The 17820-nt window shown below is 56.5% G+C and carries 20 protein-coding genes and 2 pseudogenes; 12 read left to right on the plus strand and 10 right to left on the minus strand.

The window, feature by feature from the left end; translation table 11 throughout:
• Positions 1-3: 3 nt before the first annotated feature.
• Positions 4-338 (minus strand): annotated as a pseudogene (locus ABOK31_RS05665) (hypothetical protein).
• 263 nt (positions 339-601) lie between these two features.
• Between ABOK31_RS05665 and ABOK31_RS05670 the strand changes: the two are divergent.
• Both ABOK31_RS05670 and ABOK31_RS05675 read left to right on the plus strand, forming a co-directional pair.
• Positions 602-946: an NUDIX domain-containing protein gene (locus ABOK31_RS05670; RefSeq protein ID WP_349958868.1), complete on the plus strand. Its 345-nt coding sequence runs from the start codon at positions 602-604 to the stop codon at positions 944-946.
• 451 nt (positions 947-1397) lie between these two features.
• Entirely contained in the window at positions 1398-1637 is a 240-nt protein-coding gene (locus ABOK31_RS05675) for a hypothetical protein (protein WP_349958073.1), read from the plus strand.
• Positions 1638-1659: 22 nt separating this feature from the next.
• Here ABOK31_RS05675 and ABOK31_RS05680 read toward each other — a convergent pair whose 3' ends face one another.
• A complete protein-coding gene (locus ABOK31_RS05680; protein WP_349958074.1) occupies positions 1660-1917 on the minus strand; it encodes a hypothetical protein in 258 nt (85 codons plus the stop codon).
• Between the two features lie 283 nt (positions 1918-2200).
• Positions 2201-4129, minus strand: a complete 1929-nt coding sequence (locus ABOK31_RS05685; protein ID WP_349958076.1) for a ParB/RepB/Spo0J family partition protein — start codon at positions 4127-4129, stop codon at positions 2201-2203.
• Between the two features lie 313 nt (positions 4130-4442).
• On the opposite strand from ABOK31_RS05685, the gene ABOK31_RS05690 reads away from it, so the two are divergent.
• The 4 genes from ABOK31_RS05690 to ABOK31_RS05705 all read left to right on the plus strand — a co-directional run bounded on the left by ABOK31_RS05690 (position 4443) and on the right by ABOK31_RS05705 (position 7518).
• A complete protein-coding gene (locus ABOK31_RS05690; protein WP_349958078.1) occupies positions 4443-4730 on the plus strand; it encodes a type II toxin-antitoxin system ParD family antitoxin in 288 nt (95 codons plus the stop codon).
• Positions 4727-5026, plus strand: a complete 300-nt coding sequence (locus tag ABOK31_RS05695) for a type II toxin-antitoxin system RelE/ParE family toxin (protein ID WP_349958079.1) — start codon at positions 4727-4729, stop codon at positions 5024-5026. The genes ABOK31_RS05690 and ABOK31_RS05695 overlap by 4 nt, the downstream gene beginning before the upstream one ends.
• 44 nt (positions 5027-5070) lie before the next feature.
• Complete coding sequence (locus ABOK31_RS05700) at positions 5071-6246, plus strand: hypothetical protein (RefSeq protein ID WP_349958081.1); 1176 nt, start codon at positions 5071-5073, stop codon at positions 6244-6246.
• 495 nt (positions 6247-6741) lie between these two features.
• Positions 6742-7518, plus strand: a complete 777-nt coding sequence (locus ABOK31_RS05705) for a hypothetical protein (protein ID WP_349958083.1) — start codon at positions 6742-6744, stop codon at positions 7516-7518.
• A 147-nt stretch (positions 7519-7665) separates the two neighbouring features.
• Here ABOK31_RS05705 and ABOK31_RS05710 read toward each other — a convergent pair.
• Together ABOK31_RS05710 and ABOK31_RS05715 are read right to left on the minus strand one after the other, a co-directional pair.
• Positions 7666-7800, minus strand: a pseudogene (locus ABOK31_RS05710) (DUF3768 domain-containing protein).
• A gap of 61 nt (positions 7801-7861) precedes the next feature.
• Complete coding sequence (locus ABOK31_RS05715; RefSeq protein ID WP_349958084.1) at positions 7862-8410, minus strand: hypothetical protein; 549 nt, start codon at positions 8408-8410, stop codon at positions 7862-7864.
• Positions 8411-8763: 353 nt separating this feature from the next.
• On the opposite strand from ABOK31_RS05715, the gene ABOK31_RS05720 reads away from it, so the two are divergent.
• The 5 genes from ABOK31_RS05720 (at position 8764) to ABOK31_RS05740 (ending at position 14430) form a co-directional block, all read left to right on the plus strand.
• Entirely contained in the window at positions 8764-9774 is a 1011-nt protein-coding gene (locus ABOK31_RS05720) for a nucleotidyltransferase (RefSeq protein ID WP_349958086.1), read from the plus strand.
• Positions 9771-11459, plus strand: a complete 1689-nt coding sequence (locus ABOK31_RS05725; protein WP_349958087.1) for a ThiF family adenylyltransferase — start codon at positions 9771-9773, stop codon at positions 11457-11459. The genes ABOK31_RS05720 and ABOK31_RS05725 overlap by 4 nt, the downstream gene beginning before the upstream one ends.
• Complete coding sequence (locus ABOK31_RS05730) at positions 11434-11895, plus strand: Mov34/MPN/PAD-1 family protein (RefSeq protein WP_349958089.1); 462 nt, start codon at positions 11434-11436, stop codon at positions 11893-11895. The genes ABOK31_RS05725 and ABOK31_RS05730 overlap by 26 nt, the downstream gene beginning before the upstream one ends.
• A complete protein-coding gene (locus ABOK31_RS05735; RefSeq protein ID WP_349958091.1) occupies positions 11892-13304 on the plus strand; it encodes an SAVED domain-containing protein in 1413 nt (470 codons plus the stop codon). The genes ABOK31_RS05730 and ABOK31_RS05735 overlap by 4 nt, the downstream gene beginning before the upstream one ends.
• A gap of 676 nt (positions 13305-13980) precedes the next feature.
• On the plus strand, positions 13981-14430 hold the full coding sequence (locus ABOK31_RS05740; protein WP_349958093.1) for a helix-turn-helix transcriptional regulator: 450 nt from the start codon (positions 13981-13983) through the stop codon (positions 14428-14430).
• A gap of 192 nt (positions 14431-14622) precedes the next feature.
• Here ABOK31_RS05740 and ABOK31_RS05745 read toward each other — a convergent pair whose 3' ends face one another.
• Both ABOK31_RS05745 and ABOK31_RS05750 read right to left on the minus strand, forming a co-directional pair.
• A complete protein-coding gene (locus ABOK31_RS05745; RefSeq protein WP_349958094.1) occupies positions 14623-14886 on the minus strand; it encodes a hypothetical protein in 264 nt (87 codons plus the stop codon).
• Positions 14887-15017: 131 nt separating this feature from the next.
• Positions 15018-15239: a hypothetical protein gene (locus tag ABOK31_RS05750; RefSeq protein WP_349958096.1), complete on the minus strand. Its 222-nt coding sequence runs from the start codon at positions 15237-15239 to the stop codon at positions 15018-15020.
• 337 nt (positions 15240-15576) lie between these two features.
• Here ABOK31_RS05750 and ABOK31_RS05755 point away from each other — a divergent pair, with 337 nt between their 5' ends.
• Complete coding sequence (locus ABOK31_RS05755; protein WP_349958098.1) at positions 15577-16143, plus strand: hypothetical protein; 567 nt, start codon at positions 15577-15579, stop codon at positions 16141-16143.
• Between the two features lie 78 nt (positions 16144-16221).
• On the opposite strand, the gene ABOK31_RS05760 is transcribed toward ABOK31_RS05755, so the two are convergent.
• From ABOK31_RS05760 to ABOK31_RS05770, 3 genes are all read right to left on the minus strand, one after another.
• Positions 16222-16752 (minus strand): hypothetical protein, encoded by a 531-nt coding sequence (locus ABOK31_RS05760; protein WP_349958099.1) that lies wholly within the window; start codon positions 16750-16752, stop codon positions 16222-16224.
• An 8-nt stretch (positions 16753-16760) separates the two neighbouring features.
• Entirely contained in the window at positions 16761-17207 is a 447-nt protein-coding gene (locus ABOK31_RS05765; RefSeq protein ID WP_349958101.1) for a hypothetical protein, read from the minus strand.
• Between the two features lie 81 nt (positions 17208-17288).
• Entirely contained in the window at positions 17289-17819 is a 531-nt protein-coding gene (locus ABOK31_RS05770; RefSeq protein ID WP_349958103.1) for a hypothetical protein, read from the minus strand.
• Position 17820 lies beyond the last annotated feature (1 nt).

A 17820-nucleotide genomic window follows, 5' to 3' on the forward strand; every position in this document is an offset into this window, starting at 1 on the left:
AGACTACATTGTAGGCGGCGTAATCGGCGCGGTCCGGCCTTTCTTGGTGCGCTTCAGCGATGGGGCTGTCTCAGCTGGCTCTTCGTTATCCTCGTCCTGTTCGAGGTCACCCTGGCCGATTTCGTCCATGCGATGCTTGATCGCGAGAGCGTAGATGGTGTTGAGCACATGCCGGTCGGTGACCTCAGGATCGGTCAGCGCAAGCAAGGCGGCGCGGACGATCTTTTTGCTCGACGCCTTCGGACAACGCTGAATGACAAATTCATAGCCGTGTCAGAGAGGCCGTCCGTCACGCCTTCTACCAAAGCGTGATAGATTTTCTTGCGTTTCTCGCTCATCAGGTTCTCCTATTTGCCCAGAATAGCCATTAAGCTATCGCTCAAAAGATGGCGGTAGCCGCACCAACGCCGGGCTCTCTCGTGCCTTTGCATTCAGGGTAGGAAGCGACGATGACAGTTGCATGTAACGTCGGCAGCGCGGGCTCGGATCCGCATGTTTCACCGGTGATCTCACAGGCGGGCGCCATCTGCCTGCGCATGAATGTTCACCAGCTCCAGAGCGAGATTGCTCTCGTTGCCAGTCGTACCAACGGAAGCTGGGAATCCCCAAAGGGCACGTTGAACCCGGCGAAACCTCGCAGCACGCCGCTCAACGGGAAGCTTTCGAAGAGGCCGGCATCCAAGGCTTGGCATGGAAGCCGGTCATTGGGCGGTTCCTTTATCGGAAGGAAGGGCGTCCGCTGATATACAAGGTTTCGGTTCACCTGTTGACGGTGCAAGGGGCCGCGACCGGCTATCCCGAACAGGGCGAGCGGCAAATCCAATGGGTACGGCTGGCCGATGCGCCTCGCGTGGTGGCAAATCCCGCCCTTGGTCGGATCATCGCTTCCGTGATGAGATACCCATTATATGGTAACGTCTTGCGCGGCACCCGCAGCGCTTTATAGCGCAACCTTCGCGACCCTATGCCTAACCACACCGATTGGGAGCGGGTGGACCCTATTAATTCCTGCAATTGACACGCAAGCTAACGCTTTTGCGGGTAGCGATATGCGGGGATGGAGGTCACATCTCGACGCTATAGACAAATAAGGTCTCGGAAACGTCAGGAGACAAGGGCGTGCAGGAGGCGAGTCACTCGCCTTTTCGCCTATTCACGCTGTAATCCTGCGAAAGCGCGCGGGACCCTACAGGCGTTCCGGAAGCCAAGCGCAGTCGATATCTGCCATGGGCCAGGAGCCGAATAATTGTGGCGAATTGACACCGAATATCAAGAAACACCAGCGGCTTACCGTGCAAGGGAGAGGGAAAGGCTTGACATGACCCTTGGGTGGCGCCATTTTGGCGTCAAATACATTTGTATGTGACATCGTTATGACGGTTTACTAGGGGACTATCATGCCTGGAAACGAGAATAGCCTGAGTGAGCGCTCGGCTGACAAGATTACGCTGCGTCTCAGCAATGAGGCCCGTGCGACCCTTGAATGGATCGCCGAATATTACGGCAACATCAGCTTAAACGAAGCTATGCGCCGAGCTTTAGGTACCGAGCGGTTCCTTCTTGAAGAAAAGCAGAAGGGCTCGACCATTCTGATCGAGGAACGTGGTGGACGCGTCAAGGAAATCGTCCTTCGCTAGCGATAACCGGCCTCTGGGCCGGTTATTTTGTTTTACCGAAGTAAAATCCCAATACCGTTCCGTAGATGCCGACCAACATTGCCAGGGTCGTCGCAGTCTGATCCTTGATCGCAGGAGCCCGATCCGGCAGAAAAATCACCCCCAGTAATCCTACGAAAGCGAATGCGATAATCGCAATCGTCAACCAGATGGCGATTGGCCGCCGCGTCTCATCTTTGCGGTCTTTCACGCGCGGAGCGATCGGGGCTCCAACTTCGGTCTCATCGTCCTCATGTTTCATGGCACTCTCCCTCCAGGGATCTGCGTGCGTTTCACTGTCGATCGCGATTCCATCTGACATCTGCATGCCACTGGAATGGCGTCACCATCGCCGATATCGCTTCTGTGTTTCAGTTCGATGACATATCGTCTGGGGCGGGGAAGAGAGCGCGAGAGGAAGGGGCAAGGGTTCCTCTCGCCCTAGCTCCGGATGGGTCGGGCCCAACCGGAGTTGGTTTGGAAGTCATGATACGCAAAAGCCCGAACACGATGGCTCGGGCTTTTGAGGTTCCCGGAAGTAACGGCTATTCGGCAGCTGTACCTGTCCGCAGCACGGAAGGAAGCCAGACTTTGCCGACAAGCTGCTTTTCGGCTGTGGCGACGGCCTCGGCCTTTGAGCCTTTCTCGATGCTGCGCGTCTGCGGAGCACATCCCGCTTCAATCAGCACCTCGGCAATCCCCGTCTTGCTTAGGCGATTGAGAAAAGCTGCATCCGGCGTCCAGTAGGCTCCCATGTCGAGGCCCACCGCCACGGCAATCTGCTCGACATTCTCCAACCGACTGCGGCTCTGGTCGTGTTTCGCCTTCACCCCATTGAGGTTGGCGGCGGTCACGAACGCCAGCAGGTCGAGCAGCTTATCGGTCGGCTGGCCACGCAACCATGCCCACAGGTCGGCAGGCTGACCGGGGAGCGTATCGCCCCACGCCTCCTTCATCGCCTGCCATGTCGCCAGCGCGCGGGCTTCTCTCGGCTCTTTGATGGACGAAGCCAGCTCGGGGCGCTGGCCATGAACCTCCACGGCGGCATCGTAGGACGTGTATCCGATGAGGAAGATGCGGCCCACCAGCGGATAGAGTAAGGCGGCAAGCGCAATCGCCGGACGGTTGGCAACCTCAACCCGCAAAGCGGCGGTGCGGATGGCGGTCAGTTCCTCCACCAGCGCGGCGGAATAGATGGCGTCCGGTTCGGCAGTTCCGGCCTCGCCATCGTCTTCGTCGTCCGTGATCGTATCGTCCGTGTCACCGCGTTGCAGCTTCATCAGCGCCTCGCGGTCTTCCGATTTCACATAGCCACGGTTGATTTGCAGCGCGCCGCCGTGGTCAATGGCAACGATGCATCCGGCCAGCGCCATTTCCTGCGGTTCGTAGCTGCGCGCCGCATTCTGAATATCCCCCATTCGTTGCTGGATATCCGCCAGTTTGGTTTCCTCAGCCTCAATGGCGGGGTCACCTTCCTCGTATCCCTCGATCTGCTCCTGCAAAGCGTCGAAGGTCTCGGCCAGTGCAGAGAGTTCGGTTTCCACCTCTTCCGTCAATTCGCGGGTCTGCGGATAAATCCGCCCGTAACCGCTGATGTACAAGGACGATGTTTCCAACGAGGTCTCAACCCAAGCCCACCCTTCGGATTTCACGGCTTCCGCCGCCAGTTCCAACTCCGCCGTAACAAGCTGCGTCAGCAAGGCCCTGTCGGTCAGGAAGGTGCTGCTGTCCTCGCCGAACAGGTCGCGAACGATGCCGCCACCTGCCGCTTCATACGCCTCCAATCCCACGAAACGGGCCAGACGGTCGGTACTGCGCACATGGTCCCGCGTCAGCAGGGAGCGCAGGCTGCGCGGGTCGCGGTTCCATGCCGGAGCCTCGAACCACACCCGTTCCTGTTCCTCATGGCTGTCGCTAAGAGCCAGCGCACGCGCCTGCTCGATGGTCATGTCCTCGGTGCGCAGGTCCTCCAACACCTTGGGTGAGAGGTTGGCGAGTTTCAGCCGCTGGCGCACGGTGATGATGGATTGCCCGAAACGGGAGGCAATAAGGTCCGGCGCCATGCCGTCCTCGGCAAGCTGACGGTAGCTCAAAATTTCATCGACCACATGCATGGCCTCCCGCTGCACGTTCTCGGCCAGCGAAAGCTCGATGTCGTTGTCGTCGCGGACGTTGCACGGGATTTCCGTATCCTCGGCCAGCCGTCCCTCCTTGACCAGCAGGTTCAGGGCAGCCAAGCGGCGCGAACCCGCCACCACTTCGTATTTCCCCTTCTTGGCCTTGCGCACGGTCAGGTTCTGGATGAGGCCGTGTGCCTCGATGCTGTCGGCCAGTTCCGACACGCCGATGGCGGCGTTGACGCGGCGCACGTTGGCCTTGCTCGGCATCAGACGTGACAGCGGGATTTGTTCGATGGCCGCGCGGATGCTGACCGGCTCGATGATGGTTTCATGGATGATGGCAATGGTGTCCATGATGTCTTCCTTCCTTGATTGTTCAAATCGAACACGGAGCAGAACCGCGTTCTGCTTCCCGGGGTCGCGCGAGCGATGGGGATGGAAGGGGAAAAATGTCTTCGCGGGGAACCGGCTGCACGCCGCATAGCGGAGGAAGCTGGGCGGAAGACCATTTTGGGGGAGAAAGGGGCGAAGCCCTTGGCCCCCACTTCAGGACAAGAGCCGCGGGAACCGCGTCAAAGCGTTACCATTCCGGGCGAGTGTCTAGTGTAAAATAGTGTTAGTCACTAATTTTCACTATATGCTATAAGAGAGCAAAGGAGACGATGTCATGAAACCATTAGGACAGATGACCGTAAGCCTGACGGGCGAACTGGAGCAATTCGTTCGCGAACAGGTACGCACCGGCGCGTTCGCGTCAAGCAGCGAGTATATTCGCGATCTGGTTCGGGAGCGCTACAACCAGCAGCGTGATCGTGCTGAAAAGCTGAAGGCGCTGGATGAAGCTCTTGCACGGGGTATTGCCGACGCTGAAGCCGGGCGGACCATGCCGCTTGATGTCGCGTTCAAACGGCTTCGTGATGAGCTTGGCCTGCCGGAACAAAGCAGCCGTAAATGAAGGTCAGGATTACCGATGCGGCATGGGAAAACATGCTGCACATTGGTCGTTGGATCAAACAGGACAATCCAGCTCGCGCAGAGACGTTTGTCAGGGAGCTTTACGACCGCTGTGAAGCTCTGGAAGATATGCCGCGAGCCTTTCCGTTGTTGCCCGGCCGAGAAGACGCCGGTATCCGCCGGCGCCCCTATGGTGACTACCTTATTTTTTACCGGATCGCGGATGATGCCGTGGAAGTGCTGCATGTCCTCCATGGCGCCGTCGACTATGAAAGGTTGTTGTTCCCCGACGAATAGGCGTCAGACCCATCTCCACGTGGTGAGCATTGGAAAGCCAGCATATGAGCAATCGCGACAACTTCTCGACCAAGGTCAAAAATGCCGTTGCAGCGCGTGCCGGCTGGCACTGCTCGATGGCGGGTTGCGGGAAAGGGACGATCGGCCCGAGCGAAGAGGCTCCTGACGCAGTGGCCAATACGGGTGAAGCCGCTCATATCTGCGCGGCCGCTCCCGGCGGACGTCGTTATGATGCTTCAATGACCCCAGAGCAAAGGTCGGATATCAGCAACGCCATATGGCTTTGCGCCGATCACGCGCGGCTCATCGATCGCGATGAAGTGACATACACAGCGCCGGCGCTGAGGGACATGAAGCGGGAACGCGAAAAGGCCGCCGCAATCGAGAACCTGGGACGATCGGGAAGTACGCCGGTCGGCGGTTTGCTGGCCATCGGTCCCGCCGTGATCTGTACCGGTAACATCGCCACGGTATCGGCGACGAGCTGGACCCTTGAGCTTCAGCATTTCCTTTTGGGCGACCAGCACGACCTGATTGCATTCATTGACGGATTTGACCGCGTCAGCGCCGAAGACAGGTACATCCTATCGAACGAATTCGGCGACGGCAGACAGCTTGTGCAGGCTCCGATCCTGACGCGGCATCCAGGAGGGCTGACCTTGGTATGCCCGATAGCATCCGCCGCTCAACGTATCGACGCGCAAAAGCTCGGGAGCATCCTCGCGGCTCATCCAGATACCGGTGATATTTATCTTGATGCTCAGGGGCACATTGCGCGGGTAGAGGGAGTAGAGGCCCTGCCGCAGATTTTGCAGTCACTCCTCTCCCTGCAGCGGGGCGAGAACGTGTTCCGCCCCAAAAGTGGGATGCGGTTCTTCGAGTATTCTGAGGAATTTGCTGGATCGCCTTGGCTGCCAGAACTGATGAAGATCGACGTGATCCGCCAAGCATCCATCCCGAAGGTAGATAAGGCCTTCAAAACAGAGTTCACACCCCTACGATGCGTCATTCGCGTCCGGGGTCTGGAACTGCTGGCGGAAACTCCTATCAATCAACGCCTGCCCGTGCGTCTTGATATGGATATACAGGGCGTTGGCAGACGGCAGACAGAAGTGTCGGTTTATATGCCCACGAAAGAACAGATGCTCGAACGAGCGAAGCTTGCCGAAGAGGTGCAGCGGAATATTGCGGCGGCTGAAGCGTCGGGCCGCGTTCGCTAGGCCAAAAGCCATCAGTTTCAGCCAACCCAAAATCCGTTTAGCTGCAATTTTGGCCTTAACGTTGGTCAAGTCACCTGGCCACATCGCCGGCACTGCCGCAGCCAACTCTTATGCATGGCAGCTCTTGGAGCGACAAAGGCGCTTCGAATCTGAGAATGAAGAATATCTGAGAAATCAGTATCGCGCCGCGGCGGGCGGGATTTCGGGGATTCTCGCCACGCTAAGGGCGAATTAGGGCAGCCGCAGGAGCCTCAGCATCGCGTCCGAGGGGCGACGGGACCGACTGCACTGCCCGTGCGTTCTGCATGTGGCGTCTTTGATAGTTGAAGCTATCTTAATATTCTATATGTATTTTCCGCTTTAATCGAAGTTTTCATGAGGATTAATTGCGGAATGTCAAACTTTATTGGGACGGTAGACTATTTTATAAAGCGATTTCTAAATATAATCATGACTGTTGTGCTATGTATTCTATGCATTATCCCCTCGGAGAGCATGGCTTCTTCTGAAGAAGATGCTTATTCGGCGCTAAAGTCATTTTCAACCCTCACATCGAAGACAATCAATGATGCTGGCTGCTTGGTTACAGCCTCCATGGACTTTAATAAATACGCTGAGAAATTGGCGATATTTCGCGATGCTTGGCTGAGCCGGGATTATTCCGTTGATTTCTACCAGCAAAGACGCAAGCAAATCTTTGTCTACGTCGTTGTGAAGCGCTTCGCTGAGCTTGTGACAGAGGCTCTGTATAGTGACAAAACTCTCTCATCGACGTGTGCTTTCTCGATCACGGTAACATACGACGACAAATTCGGGGCGTCTCAAAAATTGACTGCTGTGACATGGAAGTTCGACGATAGCACCAACAAGAAAATGGTATGGGAAAAGTTTGATGCGAGAAATTTCGCGGATGTAGCGATCGACTACAAAGTCAGCCCTGACGCTGTCTCTTGGCTTTCTGATGAACCGAGCATGTCTGATGAGAAGAACGGCACCACCGAGCCGACCTGTCAATTGGATATGCTCAATGCAAATGCTGCTTTCATTAGGGCGACGACATATTGCAAGAAGGACTATATGGATACACCAGCTGGTGTTTACGCGCTATCGATGTCTCGGCCATGTGCGCAGTCGATGACCGAAGCTCAAATCAAAGACGCATTTATGAAAACAGCCGATCAGATTGACAACCTTGCCAAGGCAAAGGGACGGGTTGCTGTTTGTAAATGGATGGATGGGCTTGAGCGTGAAGTGAAGCGGCAAATCAACTGATCCACCATCCAAGCAGAGCTGAAAGTCGGGGCTTGCGATATATATTCGGGGTTTTAATTCACGACCCAAGCTATCATTGGCCTTGGCCATCCAGTGAGACCCCCAAAGTGTGAGAGGCGGGCGAAAGCCCGCATCTGCCGCAAAGGCCTAGTATTCTTCGGCGAGCATGATCGTCAACACGCGCTTGGTGATCTCAGGATTGGACGGATCTTCGGAGCCTTAGAGCATATTCAGGACGTAGTAGTCGATCTTCCAGAAGATCTTATACCCTTCGACATCCACCGCGCCGAAATCGTGCTCACCGTTAGGATCGTTATCCGGGGTGGCTCGTATATGCGAAGACTTATCCCTTCAATAGGCTCGGAATTTCCATCATCTTACTGGCGTTCAATTGTTCATCTTCCGTGGCCCATGGCGGAGGCTCGAAGGCGTTCTGTTCAAGACGGTCGGCGTTGGCCAATCGCCAAGTTAGCTCGGCCTGCAGCAGGTCCTTGGTTTTCCGACTAAATACCGATGCAGCATTCTCCCGAAACTGGCCACGCGCATGTTCCGCAGCTTGCGGCAGTAGCTCTTCGATATTGGCGGAGAGGTTCAGTGATCTGATTTTGCCGCCAAGGTTTGCTTCAACCCACGGCTTCATCTGCTCAAGAAGAATCTCACTGTATTTTTCCTCGACGGCTTTGTAGCCAGCATATGCTCGCTTTGCCCGCATCATTGGCGGCTCGTCGACACTCTTGAGAGCTTCACCGAGCATTTCCGTGCAGCGATCCGTCGCTCGCCTACCCAGCAGGTGGCCCTGTGCTGCTGTTTCGTTGAATACGGCGCTATAAAGCATGGCCTCCGGATCTTCGGTCTGCTTCGAAGTGAACATGCGAAACAACTTTCTCAGCATAGATATCTCCCCCAACTCCTGGGCACGTTAATTCATCCCAAATCTGAAACAACCGAAACTTAAAACCGAGATCACCGGGCTTGGCGACCGGACTTGGATTAGCGTTATGGAAGCACAGATCGCGCCCGGAGTGCGGTTCGTTTCATCCTATAGCGTCATCAACGAAATAGCGCCGAAGCGGCCGAGTCGGCGGGCCGCTTCGATTTTGGTCAACTCGAAGAATGTCGCGCGAACATGCCATGTGGACTTCGCAACGTTGGGTTGGAATTGCGCGCAACATTCCTATATAGTTAGCGAAGAGTTACTTGGCTTTGAGAGGGCCGGCAGACTCACACGAACTTCCAGAGGTATATATGGTCCCCAACGCGCGCTTTCTCGAGTTACTGCAAGATATTGAACCCAGCCCCACCACGAAAACCAATTCCTCAAAAGCCCACACGGGCGTCCGTGACCACCTGAAAGCGCTGGGCGAGTTTAAGGCGAGGCTCGTGGGAGACTTCCTGTCGGGGAGCTACGCACGTAACACCTCCATTCGTCCTAAGATGGATGCGGATGGGATGGTTCGGCCGGACGTCGACATCATCATCGTCACCAACTACACGACGGACGACAAGCCAGATGATGTGCTGAACGAGCTCTGCGCTGCTCTTGAGGATGGGGGCGAAGGCTATGACGTCGAGCGTATCAACAAACGTTCGATTAAGTTAATCACTCCGCTCGCGGAAATGGACGTCGTGCCGGTGATCGAATGGGGGCAGCAGTACAAGATTCCCGATCGTGAATCGGGCGAGTGGAAGTTGACCGATCCCCCAGGACATATCGAATGGAGTCGAGACCGTAATGGTGAATTCGGCGGTCGCCTCAAGCCGCTGGTCAAAATGTTCAAATGGTGGCGCCGCGAAAACAATTCGGGCAAACGACCCAAAGGCTTCGTACTCGAGGTTTTAACGGCTCTTCATGCGCCGAAAAATGAAGTTCATTACGGTGAAGCCTTCGCCCAAATGCTCGAGAGCATCCATCGTGCATATGGCTTCCAAGCAGAGATGGACATCAAGCCCTTCATCAGCGACCCCTCTGTAGGCACCGATATCCTTTCGAAGGTGTCAGTCGCTCAGTGGAAGGCGTTCATGGCGAAGGTTAAGACCTACGCCGATTATGCGCGAAAAGCCCAGTCTACCGACGACATGGATGATGCGACCTGGTACTGGCGCAAGGTGTTCGGCGAACGGTTCCCCGCGACCACAACGGAGAAGGTAGCCAAAGCCAGCAGCCTGCTCGAGAAGGCTGCGGCCACAGCCGGCACGTCCACGTATGTGTTTCCGGACGCGATGGCCGCTCCCACGAAGCCGCGTGGATTTGCATGAGCATCTGGTGGGTTAATAACACCGTCCGCGTTGCTCGCGAAAAAGAAGCTGTGGAGAACCTGGCGGCCGAAAACGACTGGTTTGTTTTCGATCGCTGGGAAATTCACGATTACAAGTTTGCGGCGGTCGGTTCGATCGTGGCGCACGGCGCCACCTATCCTATCCGGCTCGTCTACCCCGATAATTTCCCGCTCGTGCCGGCGTGGGTCGAGCCTCAGGATCCTGAAGCAAAATGGTCCCAGCATCAGTACGGCAAGGGTGGGACGCTCTGTCTCGAGCTTCGCCCCGATAATTGGACGTCTCGCGCGAGTGGTGCAGATGTCCTGCGTAGCGCTTACGGGCTGCTCGATTTGGAAAATCCGCTCGGGGAAGGGGAGAAGGGCAAAGTAAAGTCGGCCCATCACGTAGGCGAAATCCAGCGATACACCTGGGGTGAGTCACCGGTTTTTATTGGGCGTGCCTTCCTTGAACGGCTCTTGAGCGGCAGTATCGAAGATGTTCATGCGCTGCGGTGGTCTGTCTCGGAGAAAGTCCGACCTATCTTCCTGAGTGACGCCATCGACCGCGCAGGCACGCAACGGCCGCCATCTTTTGATCTGGACACATGGCGGTTTCCGGTCCCCGTCATATTGGTAAGCGGACAGACGCCTGATGATCTCCCCTTGGAAAGAAACGCCTTCATTTCTGCGATCTGGGAGAGCCCACCCGTCGACGGGGAGGCGGCGTTCGTTACCGTGTTCATCGAAAACGACGGCGTCAACGTCTTCCATGTACTGGCGGAGACCGCCTATCATCGCAAAGTCTATATCTTGCCGCCCGAAACCGGATTGCGATCCGGACGCGCGCCGTCGGCTCAGGGCAAGAAGGTCGCTATTATCGGCGCAGGTTCGGTCGGTTCGAAAGTTGCGGAAATGCTTTTGCGCAGTGGGATCGATACCATGCGCATCTTCGACGGTGACGTCTTTTTGCCGGGCAATCTGGAACGGCATGTCCTCGACTGGAGGGATGTCGGCTATCATAAAGTCCATGGCCTGAAGCGCCGATTACAACATATCGTTCCCGGAGCTAACATTACGACTGTTGACGAAAACCTGAACTGGCAGAAATCAGCCCGGACGAACGCAGCCCATTTCGACCTGATCACGGGTTGCGATATTATTGTGGACGCCTCGGGCGATCCGGCGACATCGATGCTCCTCGGCGCCCTAGCTTTCGAAAACCAAAAGCCCTTTGTTTCTGTGGAGGTGTTCGAAGGCGGCATCGGCGCACTGGTTGCGCCGTCCGTGCCAAACCGCAATGCCGCCTACACCCTCGGGCGGGAAGCTCTCTTAAACTGGACGGATGAAAAAGGACGAGTAGTGCCGCTTTCTACCGGCGGTCGGGACTACGAGGCGATCGGTGACAATGGTGAGGTCATCGTGGCCGATGACGCGGCGATTAGCATGGCTGCGTCGCATGCCGCACGCGTTATCCTCGATATTCTCGACGACAAGCTTGAAGATGTCCGCTGGCTGATGATTGGCTTCCGCAAGGAGTGGGCGTTCGACATGCACGGCCATGTAATCGCGCTTGATGTTGGGGGTCCGTCGGAATGGAACAACAATACCCAGGATGCTGAAGCTCAGAAATTTGTAATCGAACTTGCCGGAGAATTGCTGGATGCTCTTAAAGCTTTCACCAAGTGAACTGGCAACATTGACGGCTGCTCTCAAGCGTGCAGGGGACAAGGAAATTGGGGGCCAACTGTTCGGCGAACAGATCGAGCCTTCTCACTTCCGCGTGTCGACCATGACGGTTCAGGCCAGACCCGGCACTTTCAGTCGGTTTCTGGTCGATATCCTCCAAGCCGCCCGCGATGCAACGCGGTTCTTCGATCGGGCGCGGCACCAATACCGGCGCTACAACTATATTGGCGAGTGGCACAGCCATCCCAGTTTCGAAGTCCGCCCTAGCGGGATCGACGTCCAGAGCATGCGGGATCTGGTCCGTGATCCGGACTTCAAAGGTAGCTTCGCCGTCCTGATGATTGTGCGCCTGCGCGATGAGAAGTTCGAGGCGGGAGCATGGCTCTTCGATCCGCACGGCTTCGAACACAATGTAAGACTGGAAATGGACACATGACCGACAAGCAACCTGCACCGACACTGACCGATTCCAAGGGCATGGGTGGGGTGATTGCCCAGGATGGCTTCGAATATCAGATCTGGGACGGCCTTGCGCGTCTCCCGGCCTGGCTGATGAATCCCGCGTTTGAAGGCATGATTTTCGAGGGCCTCGAAGACCTTGAGGTCCGGTTTTTCGCGCCCCTTGCCCTACACGGCTCGGTCATCGACCGTCATCAGGCCAAATCCGGCGTGCTCAAGCCGGCTGACATCAAGGAGATCGTGGAAGGGTTCTTGCACTATCAGAAGAGCTACCCAGATACTGCCCGCACGCATATTCTCGTCACGCCACAAATTCCGGCCACCTTGGCTTACATGGCGAATGATCGCGACCGTGTTCGCAAGGCCCGCCCGTTCTACGATCCGTTTGTCGATCTCAAGGCAGCCTTCGACGCGAAATTCCGTTCGGATGTTCTTGCTTTCTACCCAGATCCGCTTGGCGGATTCGTCGTGGATTTCGTCGACTTTGAAGAGCGAAACATACCGGATGAGAAGGCCGCCCGGAGCCTGTTTGACAGCGCGTTCCATGAGGCTTTCCCCACCTTGGACCTCAAGGTCAGCCAAGTCCGGAAAGTCTTCGACGACCTTCTGGCCCTGGCCAAGGCGAACCACAACATCGGAAGTTTTCTGACTAGGAAGATCTTGGTCCAGTGCATCGAAAATGCCATGGGCGAGAGCCTGCCGTTGCCACCTCCTGCGCTGCATGTCCTATCCGACCGGAAGGAAAGCAATTCCTCGATGCTGGAGCTTGACGCCGCAGCGTTTTCGGCCGGTGCCGGCAGTACGGCCGACTGGAATGAAGGTTTGCTCAAGCCCCTGCGGCGGACAGCCACCTGGTTCAAACAACAGGGGGCCTCCCGCCTGACTCTGCAGGGATCCTATCGTCTGTCGGCTGGATTCGCACTCGGATGGTCGTTCCGGGCCGCCACAGGGTTCGACATTGATATCGTGACCCGCGACGGCGTTTGGGCAACAGACGATCGGCCTGAACCCGGCGCGAGTTATCCGCAGTGGGATGTGTCGGATCCTCAGGTCGCGGCTGACGTCCTTACCGTGAGTATTGGAATCCTCAGGGACCCCTACGGCGACCTGGTCGCCTCGGGCATTCCTGCTGAGGAAACCCAGCGGTTTCACCTCTCGGTCCCGGTTACATCAGCCAAGCAAATGCAGGCGCTCGTCGGACAGGTCAAAGCACGCGTTGCCGGGCTCGCGGCAAAACAGCAGCTGAAGCAGATCAGGCTTTATTATGCCGGTCCTGCCCAGTTTGCGGTCGCGCTAGGCCACCGGTGGAATTCGATGCCCGAAACAGTGCTGCACGAGTTCAATGCTGTAACACGGGAATATGTGGCTACACTGACCCTGAGCTGACCCGCCATTAGATCAGGATGCGTTCCACTTCATCAAGGCTCACGTCGCATCGCGACGATCATAGAGCTGAGTGGTGCGAGTAGCGCACGGCACTTGCGGAAGATCTTTTTCCTGAGCTCGACAAGGCGACGATCTGAGCCATCGTCGATCGCGCAATTGACGATCATTGCGCTGGCAACGGGCAAGTAGAATCCAGGCTTGCTTTGCTCATCTGGGCAGCCGCGGAGGGTGCGAGACGACGCCGAAAACCATTGGAGGGATTGGACACGGGGACTTATTGGCGACGCTGCCATTCGGCTTCCATTTTCGTAAGATCCGATTCCAGCATGGCGCGCATCAGGATGTGCGTGTCAACAGCCGCCGATGGTCGGTTTCGTCCGGGAATCCTACAGTAGCCACGAGCCTGGCGACAATCTGCTTCTGCCCCTCGATCTCGGCGCGTGTTCGATCGATCGCCAGCAATAGATCATCATCCGACAACCTCTTGTATTTTGGCATCAGGCGCACCCTCGCTATGTATGGGGGAGGATAGTAGCGTGCACTGAATAGATCGCCAATCGGTTGCAGACGGTCCTCGATCAAAAATGCGCGACATTACGAAAATGTCACAAACTTGAAAGTGGAAATGCCTCAGTCAGGCTAACATCGCGCCTTCGCAACCTTGAGGTCGTCGAAGATGAGAGCCAACAACACGCGAGAAATCGCGTTGCCACTGAATTCGGAAATCCACCCTGTCGATCGCCATGTCGGGCGCCAGATCCGGCTTCTCCGCGTTCAATGCAACCTGTCACAAGGGGATTTGGGGAAAGGGATCGGCATCAGTTATCAGCAAATGCAGAAATACGAGACCGGCAAGAACCGCGTCAGTGCCTCGATGCTCTATGAGATCGCGCGCTTCCTCCAGGTTTCGCCGGCCCGGTTTTTTGATGGTCTGCCGGAACCCGGCGCCGATGTCCACGACGCGGCCGCCGAGATCGATGAGCGTCTTGCTTACATCGCGACAACCGATGGGCGGCAACTGATCGAGACCATGCTGCGTCTTTCGCCGCGGCTCCGAAACCGGGTCGTTGCGATCGCCGGCATCCTGGCCGATGAGCAATCCGACGTGCGAACGCCCGAGACCTGACGGCGAGAAAAAGATGGTTCGGCCCGCGGATTGTCTGATATGGCTTGTATGCCCTGTCGCTGACGCATGTACCCTTGTGTCGGCGACGTGCCCTGCTGCCACGTGCCCATAGTGGTGGCAGGGCTCCCCAGGATTCCAATCCTCACCCACGAGCCGCTCCCAAGCTGACCTGAGAAATTTCAGGTTCGGCGCCTATCTTCCCGCTTTCCGCCATCCGGCGGCCCTGGCGTCGGCCTCTGAGCAGAACCATCGCTCGCCTTTGGTGTAGGTTATCACGGTCTCGGCGTAATACTCCTGACCCGGCATATGGTAGATTTTCTGGCCACCGTTGTAGGAAATGTTTCCCTTGATGGTGCAGGCCGGATCATAGAACTCACGCGGCACCAGCGTGTATCCGCCAGAGGCGAGGAAAATGGCGGTCGAGCTGCCGATGACGAGGAACGCGAACTTGCTCATGACGCAACGATAGTCGGATACAATTGCAGATTGCTTCCGGCAGTTGTTAAATTTCGAGCAAAAGAAGGCGCCGCCAACTGCTTCATAAACGCAGGTGCTGGAATTTCTTACGCGAGTAAAAATAGATGAGTTTATGGACAGGAAAGTTTTGCAATCATCGCAACGTCCTTGGCTTTATCAGCGGTCGCTTCCGTGTCACAAATAATTTCGATCTCGCGTTTGCCGTCCTTTCTACGCTCATCACCGACACGATATCGGCCCCTCAAGGCAGGATCTGCTTGAAAAGCATCCAGCAAACATTTTGCTCCAATTAACAAAGGGCCGTTCTTTATAGGCAACCAGATCGATACCAAGGTCACTCTCCTATCTATGGTAAAGGACATTTATTGTAGATATCGCCAGTGTCCAATAGATGGTGTTTAGTCCTTGTGTCGCAGCTGTTGTTCCTGTCTGATATAGGCCGCGTGATCGCTGCCATTCCCTACATGCCAGCGACGGCCCTGTCATACCGACGCCACGCGGTAGTGACAGGGCTTGGTTTCATCGCCGCAGTTCAATCAACCGCGAGCCCTCTCGGGCCTCGTAGAGCAAGCCGAGCCAGCATACCCTTAAGTATGCGTCAGTTGAAAAGATTCGTCGTAAATCTCTACTTTAACTTGTTCATCTCGATTTGAAAGTGTTGGGGGACACATGTTTCTAATGCGTCGTGGAAATTCCCGGGCTGCAGGCAGGGCATCCGCTGATAGGGATGCAGCCCCTGAGCAAAACAGCCGGGAGTGGGAATACCAAAAGATCTTAATCGAACGAGCAAAGCTCGCAGTGGAAAAGGAGAAGGTCGCGAATGACATGCTCGGCCGTCGAAAAGAGATCACCAGCCAATACGCGTTCATTGCTCTAAGATCACTTCTTCTCATCAACGGTGCTGCTGCGATTGCGGTTTTCTCGTTTCTTGGCTCTGCGATGAAGAGCACCCTGGGACAAAACCCGCAGTCGCAAGGAGCACTTGCACAAGTGCAAAGCGGTCTTATGCTTGCCGATCCGCTATGCATAAAATATGGGTGCTGGTGTTTCGGTGCTGGCGTGTTTCTATCCGCTTTGTCGGCGATGATGGCTTATATTAGCCGCTATCAGAGCGATGCTCTAAAACCCAGTAGTGGAGCTCGGGTATGCATAGGGATCGCGATCGGAGCAGGATTTTTTGCACTGGGTTGGTTCCCTGCAGGTGTCTTCTACATATCGCAAGGCATATTCGGATAGGGTGTTTCAGCCATCCCGTCAGCTGGGCAGCGATGACCCTGTCACGCCGACGCCACGCGGCTGTGACAGGGTTTGGTTTCAGCGCCGCAGCTCAATCAACCGTGCCGCTACCGCAGGCGGCAGACTGTCCTTCACATCGAATGCCATTTCCATGCTGTGGCCCTTGGTCAGGTTGCGGCAGTTGCCCTTGCCATCGTCGGTATAGAGATCAAATACCAGTAGCGGCCCGTAGCCTTGCGGCTTCGCGGGCATCGTGGCGGGCCGGTTGACCATCCACAGCCGCTCCTTGGCCTTTTCCAAGCGGGAGAGCATCGCGGCCTGCTGGCTTGGTGATAGCTCAGCGGTCAACGTGTAATCGAGTTGGGAGTTCGGAACCTTGGTGCCGAAGTGGACGATCAGGAACCGGGCATCGACTTCGACATTCGTCGCCTTCAGTCCAATGGCATGCTGACGCCCGAGTTCCGGCAGACTGCTGCGACACGCCACCAGAAACTCAGGGTCGGACAGCGCCGCATCCGGCATGCCTTGGGCTCCGGCGTCGCCAAAGGACACAAGCATGGCGGTGACAAGGGCAACAGCCCGCAAAGTAGCAGGGAACATACGGCTCATGGGGACGCCTACGGATTGCAGACTTGTTTGATCATCTCGACACCCGCTGACATCGTCGCGTAGCCGCTCGAGGATACGTCGTCCGCCTCAATCTTGGTGTCGCATTGGCTACCGCCCAGGACACACACGAACGGCGCATTGCCGCCGTTCGCGGTATTTCCTGTGACCGCGACGTGCTTTCCGTTGCCGAACTGGCTGGTCAGGCCGAGTTCAACAAGGCCGTGCAACTGAGTGAAGTCGAACACGAGCTTGCCGTCGACAGTGACTTGGCACAACCCTGTTTGCTGAATCCTGTCGGAGGTAATGCCTCGCGTGCTAAACATCTTCGTGACGCCCGCAACGACCTTGTCGCGGTTGTCAGGGGTATCGGCCAGAGGTGCCGCGATGGCAGCCGTGGTGGCGAGGCCGAGGGTCATGGTGAGGGTGACGAGTACGCGCATGGAACGGGACGTCATGAGGCGGTCCTTGCTTCGATTGTTGGAGAGGTTTTGGGGCCGAAGCGGCGGGTGGCCGCATCGCGAGGTCGTGGCGCTGCGTCAGGAAGGCTTGCAGATCACCTTCATGTCGGAGACGGCCTTTTGCATTTGCTCAAGGGAAAGGATGAAATTCGCGACGTCGATGCTCGCAAGGCATACGGGACTTTTCAGAGCGCAAGCGTCGCCGAAGAGAACCTTGAAGGTTCTCAGTGCCGCTTCCGACTTGACGTCTTTCAGGGTGCTGAAATCGACCTTGGTTTCATGTTCCTGGTGTTCTCCGTTGGCGCCCGATACGTCGAGTTTGGCCGATACGTTGTACTTGCAAGCGCTATCGGGTTTGACGGTATAGGTTTGGGTGAACGTGCCTTCTTGGAACCCGGCCATGTATTGGATGGTATAGGGGGAGCTGGAAACGAGGTTTGTTGTCCACGCTACGTTCTCGCCACGAATCTCCACGGTGCCGGACAGCCCCGGTTCCATCCCTGAGACCAGAGTGGTGGCCACCGACGCTCCCGACGGGGTGCCGTCGGCCTTGCTGCAACCGGCTACGCCAAGGGCGAGCACAAGCGCAAGCGCATAGGTCTTGGACATC

The organism is Rhizobium sp. ZPR4, from assembly GCF_040215725.1.
Lineage (GTDB): Bacteria > Pseudomonadota > Alphaproteobacteria > Rhizobiales > Rhizobiaceae > Rhizobium > Rhizobium rhizogenes_D.